This is a genomic window from Acidobacteriota bacterium, assembly GCA_035471785.1.
In the GTDB taxonomy this organism is placed as follows: Bacteria; Acidobacteriota; UBA6911; order RPQK01; family DATIPO01; genus JANQFM01.
This window is the reverse complement of record DATIPQ010000017.1, coordinates 249,316-265,081: the sequence shown is the minus strand read 5'-3', so window position 1 is coordinate 265,081 and position 15,766 is coordinate 249,316. Positions and strand designations below refer to the sequence as shown.

Genomic DNA, 15,766 nt, shown 5'->3' with positions numbered 1-15,766 from the left:
CAAGAGCTTGAACCAGGCGCTCCATTCCATCAGCGCCGGCTGAGGCAGCAACAGGAAGAGCATCTGGAAGGGATTGAGAGCCGCTGACACGGAATTGGCCAGAAAAGGCACTCCGGCCTGTACGTAGGGATTCCACAGGGGCAGCCTCCCTTGGGCCAGTTCGCTGCGCAGGTAGACCTGGTAGGGATAGACCTGGTCGGTGATGTCGCTGATGATGGGATTCTGGACCGACTTGAGGTCGATCAGCTTCCTCCAGGGCTGCATTTGGCCCACGATATCGGCCGGAACGAGGGTCTGAGAGGTGGCCAGCGCCCGGATTAGAAAGAGGGCCGCCAGCAGGGCCAAGACCAGCAAGTGGAGCGCGCTGCGTTTGCTCATCTCAGCGTTCGATGTTGCCGCGCCTGCCTCTCGCCGTCAACGTCAGGACTCCTCGCGGCCTGGCTCCGCAGGCCGCCAGCGGCAGCGCTGCATGTCGACGTTGCCGTTTTTGTCAAAGTGCACGCCTTCGGCTTGCAGTAGTGCCTTTTGGGTGCCTTGGGGAAGATGGGGAAGGCTGTCGGTCGAGCAGCCTCCGCGGGCGTTGACGACGCGGTGCCAGGGAACGTCGTCGGGACAGCGGCGCATGGCCCAGCCCACCGCACGCGCCGACAAGCGGCTGCTCAGCAGGTTTGAGATCTGGCCGTAATTCATGACCCGTCCGGCAGGGATGCGGCGGACCCAGCGATAGACTTCGTCGAATGGTCCTTTCCGAATAGTAGTGTATTTTTTCGACACAATAAGGTCATTCCTTCATTCAAGGGCGGGTAGCGCCGATGATTTCGAGTCGCGGAGATTGTTCTATAATACTTTTTTTCGGGCAACCGATAAGTAGGGGAGCGACTGGCGGCCGCCAAGCCGCTGCTCCATAGACAAAGGGGAGGACACTTGGCTCGCATCTTACTGATCGATGACGAGGATATGACTCGCGCAATGCTGCGCCAAGCGCTGGAAATGAAGGGCCACGAGGTGCACGAGGCGTCCAACGGGGACGAAGCTCTGAGAGTTCATCGAAAGACGCCCTGCCCGCTCGTCATCACCGACATCTTGATGCCCGAGAAGGAAGGGCTGGAAACCATCGTGGAACTTCGCCGCGATCATCCCGATCTGAAGATCATCGCCATGTCGGGAGGCGGATCCGCCGGCAACCTGAATTTCCTGGAAACCGCCGGAAAGCTGGGCGCCCAGGCCACTTTGCAGAAGCCCTTCGAGTTGGCCGCCCTCTTTAAGACCGTCGATTCCCTGCTTGAGAAGGAATCAGCCTGAGCGGGCACTCGGGCAATCAGTAGACAATGACCTGGGCCTTGACCTGGGCCATATCGCGCCGCCCCGCCTTGTACTCGCGGATGACCGTGACCGGTATGGAGACGATCTGACGCGACTCGACGCTTTTCCCCCCGGACAGTACGCTGTACTGGTTATGCGGGCCCAGTACCCGCAAGCCGCTGGCGGAAGTGGTGAGCACCAGATTGACGTACTCGCCCTCGCCCACGTGGCTGAGGCGGTCGCCGTATTCGGCTACGGTCTCAACCAGGTATCCTCTCACCTTCTCCAACTCGTCCAGGCTGCGGCTGCGCAGTTCTTCCATTTCTTGCTGCATCTCGAGCTGGCGCTGGTGAGCCTCCTTCAACCGTTCCCGCACGGTGAGTTGCGGCTCGGTCTCCTCGCCGCCCTGCTCGCGTGCCCGTCCCCCGGCGACTATCTCGCTTTGAAGCTGATAGGCCTTGCGCAGGTTCCATTCGGCTAAAGCGACTCCATCGTTCTTAAGACTCAGAGTCTGGGCCACTGGGATGGTGAGTACAAAGACGGCGCCTTGGCGGGGCAGGTAATAGCTCTGCACCGAGGTGGATGAGAACACCATGAAGTTCCCTTTCACCTCTCCGCGGGTTACCACCTCGACGGTGGTTTCCAGCAGCCCGTTCAATCCCTCCAATTCCCTCTCCACCTGGGAAGCGTCGATTGAGGCGCTTTGCTGAGCGGCAACAGGCAAGCTCATCAGCAACGCCGTCAGCGTCAGCAACAAAGCGTATCGAAGCCCGGTCGTAAGTGTCTGGTAATGGTTCTGCACGATGACCTCCTAAGTATTGCCTGAGGCGACGGGAGACTGTTCCTCCCGAGCCTGCTTTATTCACCGGTCTTTTGGGGCGAACGCCGGTCCATGCTCTGGGCCAGCGCTTCTCCCAGAAAGGAAACTCTCTCGCCCAGCACGGCATCGCGCTCGACGAACTGCTGCATGTTGGAGTCCACCACGGCAAGGCGCCTCAAGTAATCGCGGCGCAGATCGCCGTAGGCCTGATTGATCCAGTGCTCAACCTGACGCAGCGACTGTTGATCGTCCACCTTCCAGGCCAGGCTGAGTTCTTCCTCCAGGTCGGCGGCAAGCGACTGAAGACTGCGTTGGCGGGCTTGCTCGCTCTGGCTGAGGCGGTGCTCCAGCAGACGCACCCGGGCCAGCGCCTCGGTCAGCGCGCGGTCCCGAAAGGCCAGGTTTTCATCCACTTGGGTGAGCAGTTGGCTGCTCCAGTCCTGCAAGCGCTCTTCGCTCAAGCTTGAGGGGGGCGCCGAGCCGAATCCGGCCGTCAGGACTCCGTCCGTTACCTGGAGGCGAAAGCCGCCGGCCGCCAAGCCTGCCACCGTCAGCAACAACAACGCCGCCAGCGCCACCAGGGCCCTGCCCAGGCTGGACAGCCGGCCCCAGGCTTGCAGCAGGCTCAGGCGGGCCTCGTCTTGAGGCACGAAGAAGTGATGAGGTACGGGCACGTCCTCCAAGCTCTCCAGCGCGGCGAAGGTCTCTTGCAAGCTCTCCTTCTCGCGGCGGCAGACGTCGCACTGCCGCAGATGCTGGCGCAGGGCCCGCCTTTGCGAGGCGGAAAGGTCATCCATCAGGTAAGGGGCTATCTCTCGGCTATGGCGGCATTCCATGATGTCAATCTCCCATCCCGCAGGCCTGCAGGCGCTGTTTGAGGCCTTGCAGTCCCGCGTAGAAACGCGACTTGACGGTGCTCATCGGTATCTCGGTGACAGCCGAAATCTCTTCGAAGGTCAGGTCTTGAAAGACCTTGAGCTCGATGGCCATCCTCTGCTCGGGCGGCAGTCCGCCCAGGGCCCGGCGAACCCACTGGCGGCGTTCCCGCCGCAGAAGGCTCTTTTCCTGCTGGGAGTCGCCGGCCGTCAGCTTGCTCGAGAGCGGCCCGGCATGACCGGGTTCGTCCAACGAGCGCGGGGCCTTCCGCGGTTGCTTGCGCAAGCGGGTCAGGCAGTGATTGGAGGCAATGCGGTAGATCCAGGTTGAGAACTTGGATTCCAATCTGAACCTCCGAATGTGCCGGAAGGCGGCCATGAAGGTCTCCTGAGTGACCTCTGAGGCGTCCTCGGGATCGCGCAGCATGCGCAAGGTCAGGTTGTAGATCGGCTGCTGCCAGCGCAGCACCAGGCGGTTGAAAGCCACCCGGTCGCCCTTCTGGGCCTCGACCACCCATTGCAACTCCTGATCTTCAGTGTTGGCGCCGAGCGTCGCGGACCGTTCCGCGGAATCTGTGATTCTCAAAGCTTCTTCCATGCCTTGCGGCCTCCCGGCCTCGCATCGTGCCCCGGTCTCTTGCTGCGGCGGCCGACCGCCTGCTCCCGGACGTTGCGGGCTGGAGCCCTCCTCCATTTTCATCGTCCCGTTTCGCCCTCTTTAGACACGGACTGCGGGGCCTTGGTCGAAAAACTTGAAGGGGCCCGCTCGAACCATCCCTCCATCCTTTCGTCTAAAAGGCGCGGCTTGACTTACAATTATAAGACCGGTCAGCCATTGACCTTTTGGGAACAAGGCCAGGGAGGCCATCTTGCACTTCAGTCGGCAGAGGACAAAAGGATGGAATTCCACAGGCAGGGCGGCCCTTCGCTTGCGGGCCTTTTGCCTGCTCATGGCCGGACTCTGTCAGGGTCTGGCCGCTGAGACTCCCTCCGACAGCGACCGCCTGCGCCGGCGCGGCTTGGAGAGCATCACCTTGGAGGAATTGCGTGAGGACGTCGAATTCTTCTCTTCTGAAGCCATGCGGGGACGCGAGGCGGGCAGCGAGGCCAACCGCCGCAGTGCCGAGTTTCTGGCCGAGCGCTTTTCCCGACTCGGACTCGAGCCGGCCGGCGAGGAAGGCTATTTCCAGCCGGTAACGCTGGTCCGCTCGCTTCTGGCGGGAGACAACCGGCTGCTCTTCAAGACAGGACGCACGGGGGCCGAGACCCCTCTGAGTCTGCAGGAGACCTTCACCGCAGAGCGCTTTTCAGCATCGGGGGAGGCGTCAGGCCGGCTGGTCTTCGCGGGATACGGCATCACGGCTCCCGAATGGGGCTACGACGACTACCAGCAGGTCGACGTCGATGGCCGCATCGTCCTCATCCTTCCCGGCCAGCCCGAGGGCCGGGATGAAGACGCCCGCCACGGGCAGGAATTGGAAAAGCTGCTCAACGCTCAACGGCACGGCGCCGCAGCGGCCATCGTCCTGGACCGCTCGCACAATATGTCCTTCTCCGCCCACTTAGCCTGGCCCAAAGACCTCTCCACTCAACGCTTCCTGCTGCAGGAGGAGGTCGATCAGGTTCGGATTCCAGCGGTGCGGGTGGCCCTCGAGGCCGTCGAAGAGCGCTTGCTGACCTCGGGCTTGGACGTCGAGCTATTCATCCAAGAAAGCGGCCGCTACGCCAAGCCCCGCAGTTTCTTGCTGCCGTCTTTGGAGGCCGAGTTGGCGGTGAGCGTGGAACGCCAAGCCTTTCAGGTGCGAAACGTGCTGGGCAGGCTGGAGGGAAGCGATCCCCAGGTCTCGCAGCAAGTCGTGGTGCTGGGTGCTCATTTCGACCACATCGGCACCCGGGGAGCCGAAATCTATCCCGGCGCCGACGACAACGCCAGCGGGGTTTCGGCCCTCCTGGAGATTGCCGAAGCCCTAACCGAAGGCCGCCGACCGCCCCGCCGCAGCGTACTTTTCGCCGGTTTCAATGCCGAAGAAAAAGGATTGCTGGGCTCGCGCCACTACGTCCGGCACGCCAGAATTCCGCTGGATGAAACGGTGGCCATGTTTCAAATGGACATGATCGGCCGCGATGAAGAGATTCCGGCCACCGACGACTACCGCTTCACAGGGCTGGAATTGCAGACGGCCCGGCAAAACCAGAACGCCCTCAACGTGCTGGGCTACAGCTTCAGCCAGGACCTCCGCGAACTGGTCAACCGCAGCAACCGGCGCGTCCTGCTGCAGGTACGTTTTCGTTACGACGACCACCCCATCGATCTCTTGCAGCGCTCCGACCAGTGGCCTTTCCTGGAGCGGGGAGTGCCCTCGCTGCTCTTCACCACCGGACTGCATCCCGACTATCACCGTCCCGGCGACACCGCCGACAAGCTCAACTACTCCAAGATGGAGCGGGTCGCCCAACTGGTTTATCTTTGTGTTTGGGAAGCCGCCGAAGCTCAGTCGCGCCCGGCATTCGACGGCACTCCCCTTATCAGTCCGCCGGGCCAATAGCCGCGAGCCTGAAGATGAACGACGAAGTGGCCCGGGTTTTTACCGCCCAAGCTCGCCATCACCTGCAAGAAGATTTCATGCCGCGAGTGGGCAAATGCGTTGAGCAACTCTCGGCCAAGGAACTCTGGTGGCGTCCCAACGAGAACTGCAACAGCATCGGCAATCTGCTCATGCATCTGTCGGGCAACGTGCGCCAATGGATCATCGCCGGCGTAGGGCAACAGCCCGACGTGCGCAAGCGCGATGAGGAATTCGCCGCCCGTCAGGGGGCCGGCGCCCGGCAACTGATGGAGAATCTGCGGTCCACCGTGGACGAGGCCTGCCAGGTCATCGAGACGCTGACCGGCCCGCAATTGCTGGAAACCCGCCGCATACAAGTCTATGACGTCAGCGTGCTGGAGGCCGTCTTTCACGTTGTCGAGCACTTTTCACATCACGTCGGCCAGATCATCTACATCACCAAATCGTTGCGCGACACCGATTTGAAGTTCTACCAAGGACTCTGATAGGAATTCCCCGATGAAGCGTTTCTGCCTCACTCTGCTGGCCCTGTCTCTGTTCGTCCCTTATCTGCAGGCTCAACGCCCACGGGGCGAGGCCCCTGCCTGGGAACATGAATCCTCGGATATCCCGGTCAATCCCCGCATCCGATTCATCGATCTGGAAAACGGCATGCGCCTGGCCTGGATGGCCAATCCTGAACCCGACCAGCGCAGCTACCTGCGCATGCGCGTCTCGGTGGGCTCGCTGGCCGAAGAGGACGATGAGCTGGGAATGGCCCACTTTCTCGAGCACATGGCCTTCAACGGCACCCGAAACTTCCCTCCCGGCACCCTGGTGGAGTGGTTTCAGGAGCACGGAATGGCCTTTGGAGCCGATTCCAACGCCTCAACAGGCTTCGAGGCCACCGTCTACCAGATCGATCTGCCCTCCTCGGACGGCCAATCGATCGAAGAAGGGCTGCGGGTGCTGCGCGATTTCGCCGACCGCATCGTTCTCAGCGCTCAAGAGGTGGAGGCCGAGAAAGGCGTCATCGACGCCGAGCAGGTGGAGCGCGATTCCGCCAGCCTGCGGACCTTCGTCAAGCAGATGCAAATCGAGCTGGCGGGCACACGCATCCCCCAACGCCTTCCCATTGGCGAAAAGGAGGTGCGGGCCCGCTTCAGCGTCGACATGATCGAGAACTTCTACCGCAAGTGGTACCGTCCCGAAAACGTCACCCTGGTGCTGGTGGGAGACCTGGAAGATCTCGACCCCGAGCCCCTCATGCGCCAGGCCTTCGAGGACTGGAAGGCGCCCGACGGCCCTCCTCAGGAGGTGCCTCCCGTCCGACAGCCCACCTTTGAGGAGCGCTATTACAACATCTATGAGCAGGAGATCCCGACCGCTCAAGTCAGCCTGGAAATGCTGCGCCCTTACGAAGAGAGGCCGGATACCAAGGCCGAACGGCTCAAGGACCTGCCCCTCTCCATCGCCCGCGGCATGCTGAATCTGCGCTATTCGGAATTAGCCAAGCGGGCCGGCGCGCCCTTTCTCAACGCCAGCGTGGGCCGCAGTTCGGCCTTCGAGGTGATCGAGGGACAAAGCTTGACGGTCATCGCGGCTCCCGACAAGTGGCGGGAGGGGCTGGCTCAAGCCGAACAGGAATTGCGCCGGGCTATCCGCTTCGGCTTTCAGCAGCCCGAGCTTGAGGAAGTCAGGGCCAACGTCCTGCGCAGCCTGGACGAGTCGGTCGAGCGCGAGAAGACCCGCGCCAGCGGCGGATTCGTCAACAGCATCCTCTCGGCCGCCGGTAACGACGTGGTGGTCTCTGACGCTGAAACCAACCGCGCCATCCTTCGACCCGCCCTCGATGCACTGACGCTGCAGGCCTGTAACCAGGCCTTCTCGGAAGCCTGGGAGGAAGGCACGCTCCAACTCAGCCTGGTCGGAGCCGTCGACCTGGGCGAGGAAGCCGAACAGATCCTGCGCCAAGCCTTGCAGGAAAGCCGCCAAGTCGAGGTGGAGGCGCCCGAAGCCATCAGCGTGGAGGCCTTTGCCTATCAGTCCGACCCGGAAGTCAAGGGCGCGATCACCGAGCGGCGCCACATCGAGGATCTCGACATCCACCAGGCGGCCTTCGCCAACGGTGTCCTGGTCAACATCAAGAAGACCGACTTCAAGGAGAAGCAGATCCTCATTCAAGGACGGCTGGGGGAAGGCCTGCTGACCCTCGACAAAGACCGTCACCCAATGAGCCTGGTGGCCTCGCAGGTCTTTGCGGCCTCCGGACTCGAGGCCCACAGTTCGGATGATCTGCGCCGCATCCTGGCCGGCAAACAGACCGGCTTCAGTTTCTCGGTGGCCCAGGACTATTTCGGCATCGGAGGTTCCACCACCTCCGAGGACCTGCTGCTGGAGTGCGAGCTGATAGCGGCCTACCTGCAACATCCCGGCTGGCGTCCCGAGGGCATGAACCAGTTCAAAGCCGTGGTGCCGCGCATTTACGAAGGACTGCGCCATCAGCATCAGGGGCCGTTGCAAAGCCAGTTCATTCCCGGACTCTATAACAACGATCCGCGCTTCGGCCTGCCTCCTCAAGAGGCCGTCAGCCAGGTCAGCATGGATGACTTGCGCGCATGGCTCGATCCGCATCTCAGGGAGGCCCCGCTGGAGGTCACTTTCGTGGGCGACCTCGACGTGGAAGCGGTCCTGGATGCCGCCGCCCGCACTCTAGGACGCTTGCCTCAGCGGCGGCCCTTCCGCCGCTATCAGGACCGCCGCCAGGCTCCCGCGCCCAAGGCGGGGGTGACGGCTGAATACCAGATCGAAACCAGCGTGCCCAAGTCGCTGCTCTACATCGCTTATCCCACCACCGACGGCATGGAAACCGAGGTGCGGCGCAAACTCTATTTCCTCAGCCAGGTCGTCGACGACCGGCTGCGCAAGGAGATCCGGGAGAAGTTGGGAGCAGCCTACAGCCCCTCGGCCTCCTCCCAGACCAACACCGTCTTCCCCGGGGTGGGACTGCTGGCCGTCCAGTCCATGTCCGATCCCGAAAAGGTCTCCGAACTGCGCCAGGCCTGTCTGCAAGTGGTCGCAGCGTTGGCCGGCCAAGGGACCACTCAGGACGAAGTCGACCGCCTCAAGCAACCTCTGCTCAAGCAGATCCGCGACCTCAAGCGCTCCAACAGCTACTGGCTTTCCAGCATCGACGAGAGCCAAAGCCGCCCTCAAGTGCTGGACGAGGTGCGGAACCTGGAGGAGTTCTACCAAGGGCTGCAGGCTGCAGACCTCAACCCGCTGGCCTCCCAGTACCTGCCCCAAGAGCGGGCCTCGTGGGCCGTCGTCAGTCCTCAAGAGGCAGGCGGGCGATAGTCTTGGGAGGCAGCGAGCGGGCCAGTGCAGTGCGTCAGAAGTTTTGAGCCACCCTGTCGGTTTATTCCGCGCTTTCAGCGTTCAGACCTTTGCCGTCCAAAACCCAGGGTGGCGCCGCCGTCTCGCTATCGCTCGCCGCGGCTGACCGTGGGCTGGGCTGGCGAATCTGTCGCTGTCAGGGACAAGAACGGAGGGCCCTGTCTCAGAACTCATGACCGGCAGCACGAGCCTCATACCGCCTGGAGTGATCAAGCCTTCACCCGCGGTCGCTGGAACTTGACTTCCGGGTGTGAACTTGTCGGCCACCTGGTGGCCCTAGCGGGAAGGAAGCCAGGTTTCATGGACGTGCAGCCAGCGCACGCCGTTGGGAGCTCCCTGAGTGCGGCGGAAGAGGGCCGAGGCGACGCGGCCTCGGCTTTTCCGGCCGTCCAGGTTCTGCCATTCCTCATAGACCGCCAGGAAAACCCCCGGAGCCACTTCGGTTCCCCGGAAGTTCTCGATCCAGTAACGGGCCTGACCCCCGGGTGCCGAACCGTAGGACTGGCGCAAGGCGGGGGCCAGCTCTTCGATGGGAAAGGCCATGCCCGAGGGATTGATGATGTGGAAGTTGTCGTCCATGGCCGAAGTGAAGCGGGCAAAGGTTTCGTCGCTGTTCTCCAGCACCGAGTTGGCCCAATCCTGAAAGAACTGGTGCAGTTCCTCGACTTCGCGCTTGCATTGGTCCCGCAAGATGGGGCCCGCGGTGGACTGGCTGGGAACGGAGGCGGACTGCTGCTCGGGCGAGTCCTGGGCCTTGGCGGGGGAGGACTGGTTAAAAGCCATGGTTTGCAGTTGCTCCACGAGATCTTCCAGGGTTCTGAGTTTGAGGACGGCCAGTTGATGGCTGCCTTCCGACGATATCCACAGCGTCTCCCCTGAAGGGTGAACCGCCATTACGATGGGAATCTCGCCCGCGGGGAGGCGGCCCAGCGTGCGCGCTCCCGGAATGGAAATCACGGATATGTCGTGACTGCCGGTATTGTTGACGAAGGCCATATCGCCATCCGGCACGACCACGATCGAGAACGGCGATTGCCCGATTCCCTTCTCGAAATCGGCGCTGAGAGTGCGTCCTCGGATATCGATCATCGAAAGTTTGTTCTCGCCGCGCACGGCCACGCCGTAGACGGTATCGCGGCGCATCACGGCGCCGCCGCTGGGATTCCGGCCCACCGGGACGTCGGCCAGCCTTTCACCGCTCTGCAGGTCAAAAATGGAGACATCGCCGTCATCGTAGTTGGGCACGAAGGCCAGTGTCCCGTCGGAGGTAGCGGAAGGCGGGAAGGGACGGTTGCCGGTGGAGAGCACTTTCTCCACCTTGAAGGTGTTGCCGTCGATGACCCGCAGTTCATTGCTCTGCTCGGTGCTGACCAGGAAGCGCCCTTCGGGCAACGGCACCAGCAGGGAAGATCCCGGTGCCGTCTCGATCTCCTCCAGGAATTCAAAATCGGGAAGGCTGTAACGGGCGATTCCGCCCTGGCCGAAGCGGGTGACGGCCAAGCCTCCGCGGTTGGGCAAGACCGCCACTCCCAGAGGTTGGCCGGCAACTTCGTGACGAGCCCTGACTTTGAGGGTCTCCACGCTGATGACCGCTACGCTGTCCGATCCCGAGGCCGTCACGTAGGCGGTCTTGCCGTCCTCGGAGAAGGCGATCTGGTGAGGATTCTGTCCTACGTCCAATAGCGCCAGGAGTTGGAAACCCAGTTTCTCCTGCCCCTGCAGGCAGGAGATCATGGCGGCTATCGCCGCGACGCTCCAAAACGTCCTCATGAAAAGATCCTTCCGCTCGCTGGGAGGTTAATCCTCCTCCTTGATCAGGTCCGACCGCTCCACGCGGACCTTGCGGAAGCTCTCGTCGGAGATGACATAGTACCAGTCGGCGAAGCGGGCGTTAAGTTCCTGAGACTTGCGGCGCCCTGCCTCGACCCGTTCCTTCCAGCGCTGGTGGACGTCGTGCAGGCCCTTGTTCTGCTGATCGGCGGCGGTCCAGTCGTCCCGCTCCTTGTCCTGGAAGTCGAGGTTGGCGGGCTTTGGCGGCTCGGGAAAATAGTCGGGCAGGAACTCGGTGGTGACGAAGAGATAGCGGTTCTCTCCCGGGCCCTGCGACTCGTCCTGCTCCGATTCCCCCCCGGCACTGATGGTCTCGCCGCTGCCGTAGACGATCTCGCCGAAGCGCAGAGTGTAGCGTACGCCCTTGTTGGTGCGCACCTGCAACTCGCCTTCGTTGGAAAGCAGACTGCCCTCCACCGAGAAGAAGTAGCCCTTGTCTTGAAGATCCATCTGGTCCTGGCGCGTCAGCCGCAGGCCCTCTTCCTCGATGCGGTTGAGACCCTCGGAAAGCCCTTGCGGCTTGGGACGCACGCCCACGATGGAAAGCTCGTCGACAGCCGTCAGCAGTTGGTCGACTTTGCTGCTGTCGACTTCTTCACGCGAGCCCTCGATCTTCCACTCGCCGCCGTCCTCAACCACCACCAGCGAGCCCCGGTTGCGCACCACCCCGCTGCGCTCGTCAACGGAGTAGTCGAGCAAGGTCAGCTTATCGATTGCGGCCTTGTCGACCTCCAGCAGATCTTGCTTGATCCAGTCCTGAAAACGCGTGGAGATATCGAAATCGACCTTGGCCGAGTAGACCCTCTTCTGGCCCGGCAGGCGCACGAAGCGGTATCCGGGACGGTCCTCGACTTCTTTGCCGATGATGATGTCGGCCAGAACTTGGTCGTTTTCGCCCCTCATGGTGACGCGGCGTCCGCGGCCTTTCAGCGAGGCCGCGGTGTCGTCGAGCGGATCGCCCACGCCCATGGCCTCATGATCGGCCGCATTGTCGCTGCGGAAGTCGTCGCGCGACAACTGGATCACCCCGGCAGCCGTCTTGGCCAACTGCTCTTCGCCGTCGGCGGGATACCCATGGTGGGAAGGAATAGTCCAGACGCCGCCCTGGGAGGTCACCTTGAAGGCGTCGGCGGAAGCGGTTTCATCGTCCCAGGTCACGACCTCCAGGGTCACGGCCTGGTTGGGATCGGTGAAATCGGGAAAGAAAGGCTGTCCCTGGTCGATGAAGCTGTCGGGTGTATATCCGGCGGGAGCCGTAACGACGGCCAGCAGTACCAGCAGGACGGCTCCGGCGGCGAAGGCCATGGTCTTGGTCAATTCGTTCATTGCTCCTCCTTGAGTTTCCGGCTTTCCGCGGCGCCCACGTTCTCGCGGCGGCGGCGGCGCAGGAAGATCCAAACGCCCAGCAGCAGCACGGGTATGGGCGGCAACAAAACCGCGAAGGTGCGGATGTTGCTCTGGATGCTGCGTATCTTGGCCTCCATCTCTTCCTCGGCCGCCCGCACCTGGGACTGGCGGCGCGACTCGATATTGGCTTCGGTCACCTCCAGCTTGCGGCTTTCCACCTCTTGCAGGTTGCGAGCCATGAACTGCTTGGCCTGCTGGTCGAGATCGGCGCGGTTGCGCACCTCGGCCACGGCATCGTTGAGGCGCTGCTGAGCTTCGGCCAAAGCGGTGTCGGCTTCCTGCTGAGCGGCCTCTTCCTGAATCAGGCGCTGTTCGTTGAACTCACGGATCTGCTCTTCTACCGCGGTCAACGTCCGATGCTGTACCCTCCGGCTGCGCAGATCGATGAAGGACTCGTCTCCCAGGAGGCTGTCCATGGCGTTGAGGAAGAAGGTCACGTTGTCGAAATTGAGGTTCTCCGGCCCGGCCGCCCGGATGCGGAAGAACTGCTCGGAGATGAAGTCGAGGTCGGTGACGACGATGACGTCGGTTCCCGAGGCCGACTCCTCTTCGGAATCCGCCGAGCCGGCGTCCTGGTCTGAATCCTGCGAATCCGCCTCCTCGGAATCGGCCTCCGCCGGGGGCAGCGAGCGTGAGCGGACGCGGGCGGCGCAAACGAAAGAGCCCGGTCCGCGGTTGCGCAGAGGACGGGGATTGAGCTGGGCGCCGAAAAAGCCGCGGCTCACCATTTCCTGGTAAAGCACCGTCCCCGCTTGTTGCCCGGTGGCCAGCAGGGGAGTGAATTCATGCTCCTCGTCGGCGCCGGTCAGCAGTCCGGGATAGAGCAGCACCACTTCCTGCAACTGGGAGGTGATGATGGAGTCCGGATTAAAGGCCATGGGATTGCCGCTGCCTCGGCCCACGAACACCACCTCGGGAGGAAGGGTGGAGAGGTCGGGATGCGGATTGTAGGAGTCCCACACCACCAGCGCAGGCTGCCACATCACTCCCAGCGCCGTCATGAAAGATTGAATGTCGCCCTTAGGCTTGGGCGGGGGCTGATTCTGCATGAAGGGATTGCGGTTTGCTCCCGCCTGCTCGCTGGGAGCCTGAGAAATATCGCTTACCGGCAAGGGATCGACCAGCAGCAAGGAGGGAACGCCGGTCTCGATGTAGGCTTGCAGATTGTCCATCTCCTCCTGAGAAAGGGAAGACGGAAGCACCACCAACAATCCGTCCAGTTGTTGGGTGATGGGGGCGGCGGCCGAGATTTCCACCACGTCGTACTGTTTGCGCAACTCCTCCACGACCGACCAGGGCGGCTGGGTGCGCATGGTTTGGAAGTCCATGCCCCCGAAAAGCCGGATGCCGGTATTGACCACGCCCACCCGCTTGCGCTGGGCGTCGGCCACCACCCGGATGCTGCGCATGATCTCGTATTCGGGGGGCAGTCCGCGGTCAAAAAACTCGATCACCTGTTCGCGCGGTCCGCTGGTGAAGGCCAAACCCATGAAGATTTCGGAGACACTGCTGCGTCCGCCTTCCAGGTCGGCCGCCTGGCGTGGACCGATGCCGAATTTCTCGCGGGCCTCGCGGGCCTCTTCGCTGAAGGGCTCGGTGGACTGGATGTAGACCTCGACGGCGCCTCCCGCCACTTCGTCCACCTCGCGCAAAGTGCTGAGCAGATTGGCGCGTGCCTGCACGTAGCTCTCCGGCACCTGGGGCGAGATATAGGCCTGAATCAGCACGGGACGGTCGTCCGGCAATTGACGCAGCACGCGATGGGTCTGCTCGCTGAGGGAGTGCAGTTGCTCGGCGGTCACGTCCAGCCGCAGGCCGGCGCGTCCCAGCATGACGTTGAGGGCCAGAACCGACACGGCGATGGCTGCCACACGGACCAACTGATGCGTCCACATGGGGTAGCCGTCAGCCTGGCGCGGCCAGTGACGGCGCCCGATCAGCAGCACGTTGGCATAGAGCAGCAGCGCCCCCAGCGAGAAGAAATAGAAAAGCCCCGAAAAGCTGATGACTCCGCCGGCGAAGTCGCTGAAAGGATCGAAGACGCTCATGGGCGAGAGCATCCCGCTCAGCCAGGCCCAAACCGAATCGGCCACCGGCCCGATAAAGACGAAGAAGGAGCAGAAGACGGCGCCCAGGATGAAGGCGATGGTGGCGTTGTCGGTCAGCAGCGAAGCCAGCATGCCCACGGCGATAAAGGCGGCTCCGATCAGCCAGAATCCCAGGTAATTGCCGAACATCAGTCCCAAGTCGGGACTGCCCAGCCAGAAAAGCACCAGGACGTGGCTGAGCGACAGCAGCAAGGAAGCGGTATACACGCCCAGGGCGGCCGCATACTTGCCCAGCACGACCTCGAGATCGGTGGCGGGAAGCGTCAAGAGCAGCTCATCCGTCCCCTGCTTGCGCTCCTCCGACCACACCGACATGGTCAGTGCGGGGATGAAAAAGAGCAGCAAGTAAGGGAAGAACTCGTTGAGCTGGTCGAGATTGGCCAGGTTGTTGCGGAAGAAGTCCTCCTGCCAGAATCCCGCCGCCGCACTCAGGAAAATAAACAAGGTGATGAACACGTATCCCGAGGGATTGGAGAAGTAGCGGAGCAGATCGCGCTTGATCAAGGCCCAAACGATGTCCCAGTTGATCTTGAATTCCATTTATCCTGCCTCCCCTGCAGCGCCGGCGCCGTCGGAATCAGCCAGGTGCCCATAGTTGGTGAGCCGGTAAAAGGGTTGCTCCAGGGACCCGTTCTCTTTGAGCTCATCGGGAGAGCCGTCGAACACCAGGCGCCCGTTATGCACCAGCAGAACCCGGTCGGCCACCGCGTCCACCTCTTGCAGGATGTGGGTGGAAATGAGAACCGTCTTGGTGCGTCCCAACTGCTGGATGTTCTCGCGGAAGCCGCGGATCTGGTTGGGGTCGAGTCCCGCCGTCGGCTCGTCCATGATGAGCACTTCGGGATCATGGAGCAGGGCCTGGGCCAGCCCTACGCGCTGGCGGTAACCGCGCGAGAGCTTGCCGATGGGCTTCTCCAGCACCTGCTCCAGGCCGCACTGGTCGATGACCGTACCCAGACGGGCTGTGAGTTGCTCTTGCCCCATCCCGCGGGCCTCGCCGAAAAACTCCAAGAGTTCCATCGGCGTCATGTCCTCGTAGAGCGGACCGTTCTCGGGCAGGTATCCCAATTTTTTGACGGCCTCGATGCGCTGCGAGCGCACGTCCAGGCCGGCGATGCGGGCCTCGCCCTGGCTGGGGCTGAGATAGCCGGTCAGGATCTTCATGGTGGTCGTCTTGCCGGCGCCGTTGGGCCCCAGAAAGGCGACGATCTGGCCCTGAGGAATGGAGAAACTGATGTCTTCGATGGCGACGAAGGGTCCGTAATACTTGCTCAACCCTTGCGCCTCGATCATTGACTGCGATGGGGAACCGTCCATATCAACAATCTCCATGTTCATTACCGGATCGTGGTCGTGGTAACCGCCTCGGACCGGAATCGGTCCAGTATGGGAGAAAAAGAATTTAGCAAAAAGAACGCAATTCCTCAACCCCGACTCCACCGATTGCAATCTTGGCGTCGATGCACTAAAGTTGTTCAATCG

At 62.3% G+C, this 15,766-nt stretch carries 13 protein-coding genes; 4 read left to right on the top strand and 9 right to left on the bottom strand.

The genetic code is table 11. The features are described 5' to 3' along the window. Together VLU25_03465 and VLU25_03460 are read right to left on the bottom strand one after the other, a co-directional pair. A partial coding sequence (locus VLU25_03465) for a hypothetical protein (protein HSR66978.1) occupies window positions 1-378 on the bottom strand: 378 nt, incomplete at its 3' end. 42 nt (window positions 379-420) lie between these two features. Beyond that, the gene (locus VLU25_03460; protein HSR66977.1) at window positions 421-774 is read right to left on the bottom strand and encodes an MGMT family protein; all 354 of its coding nucleotides are present in this window, start codon (window positions 772-774) and stop codon (window positions 421-423) included. Between the two features lie 150 nt (window positions 775-924). Here VLU25_03460 and VLU25_03455 point away from each other — a divergent pair, with 150 nt between their 5' ends. Further along, complete coding sequence (locus VLU25_03455) at window positions 925-1,302, top strand: response regulator (protein ID HSR66976.1); 378 nt, start codon at window positions 925-927, stop codon at window positions 1,300-1,302. 16 nt (window positions 1,303-1,318) lie between these two features. On the opposite strand, the gene VLU25_03450 is transcribed toward VLU25_03455, so the two are convergent. Genes VLU25_03450 through VLU25_03440 form a run of 3 tightly spaced genes read right to left on the bottom strand, consistent with a single transcriptional unit; the run spans window position 1,319 to window position 3,583 of the window. Beyond that, window positions 1,319-2,104 (bottom strand): hypothetical protein, encoded by a 786-nt coding sequence (locus VLU25_03450; protein ID HSR66975.1) that lies wholly within the window; start codon window positions 2,102-2,104, stop codon window positions 1,319-1,321. A 56-nt stretch (window positions 2,105-2,160) separates the two neighbouring features. Further along, window positions 2,161-2,958, bottom strand: coding sequence for a zf-HC2 domain-containing protein (locus tag VLU25_03445; GenBank protein HSR66974.1), 798 nt, complete (start codon window positions 2,956-2,958; stop codon window positions 2,161-2,163). Window positions 2,959-2,962: 4 nt separating this feature from the next. Beyond that, on the bottom strand, window positions 2,963-3,583 hold the full coding sequence (locus VLU25_03440; GenBank protein ID HSR66973.1) for a sigma-70 family RNA polymerase sigma factor: 621 nt from the start codon (window positions 3,581-3,583) through the stop codon (window positions 2,963-2,965). A 343-nt stretch (window positions 3,584-3,926) separates the two neighbouring features. Here VLU25_03440 and VLU25_03435 point away from each other — a divergent pair, with 343 nt between their 5' ends. From VLU25_03435 to VLU25_03425, 3 genes are read left to right on the top strand one after another with little or no spacing between them, the layout of a single operon-like run. Beyond that, a complete protein-coding gene (locus tag VLU25_03435; GenBank protein HSR66972.1) occupies window positions 3,927-5,543 on the top strand; it encodes a M28 family peptidase in 1,617 nt (538 codons plus the stop codon). 14 nt (window positions 5,544-5,557) lie between these two features. Further along, entirely contained in the window at window positions 5,558-6,049 is a 492-nt protein-coding gene (locus VLU25_03430; GenBank protein HSR66971.1) for a DinB family protein, read from the top strand. Window positions 6,050-6,062: 13 nt separating this feature from the next. Continuing rightward, a complete protein-coding gene (locus tag VLU25_03425; protein HSR66970.1) occupies window positions 6,063-8,900 on the top strand; it encodes an insulinase family protein in 2,838 nt (945 codons plus the stop codon). 315 nt (window positions 8,901-9,215) lie between these two features. Here VLU25_03425 and VLU25_03420 read toward each other — a convergent pair whose 3' ends face one another. From VLU25_03420 to VLU25_03405, 4 genes are read right to left on the bottom strand one after another with little or no spacing between them, the layout of a single operon-like run. Further along, window positions 9,216-10,709, bottom strand: coding sequence for a hypothetical protein (locus VLU25_03420; protein ID HSR66969.1), 1,494 nt, complete (start codon window positions 10,707-10,709; stop codon window positions 9,216-9,218). A gap of 27 nt (window positions 10,710-10,736) precedes the next feature. Continuing rightward, window positions 10,737-12,095: a DUF4340 domain-containing protein gene (locus tag VLU25_03415; GenBank protein HSR66968.1), complete on the bottom strand. Its 1,359-nt coding sequence runs from the start codon at window positions 12,093-12,095 to the stop codon at window positions 10,737-10,739. After that, a complete protein-coding gene (locus VLU25_03410) occupies window positions 12,092-14,824 on the bottom strand; it encodes a Gldg family protein (protein HSR66967.1) in 2,733 nt (910 codons plus the stop codon). Before VLU25_03410 ends, VLU25_03415 begins: the two co-directional genes overlap by 4 nt. Beyond that, window positions 14,825-15,622 carry an ABC transporter ATP-binding protein gene (locus VLU25_03405; protein HSR66966.1) on the bottom strand — a complete coding sequence of 266 codons (798 nt, stop codon included), beginning with the start codon at window positions 15,620-15,622 and terminating at the stop codon, window positions 14,825-14,827. It lies immediately after the preceding gene. Window positions 15,623-15,766: the final 144 nt, after the last annotated feature.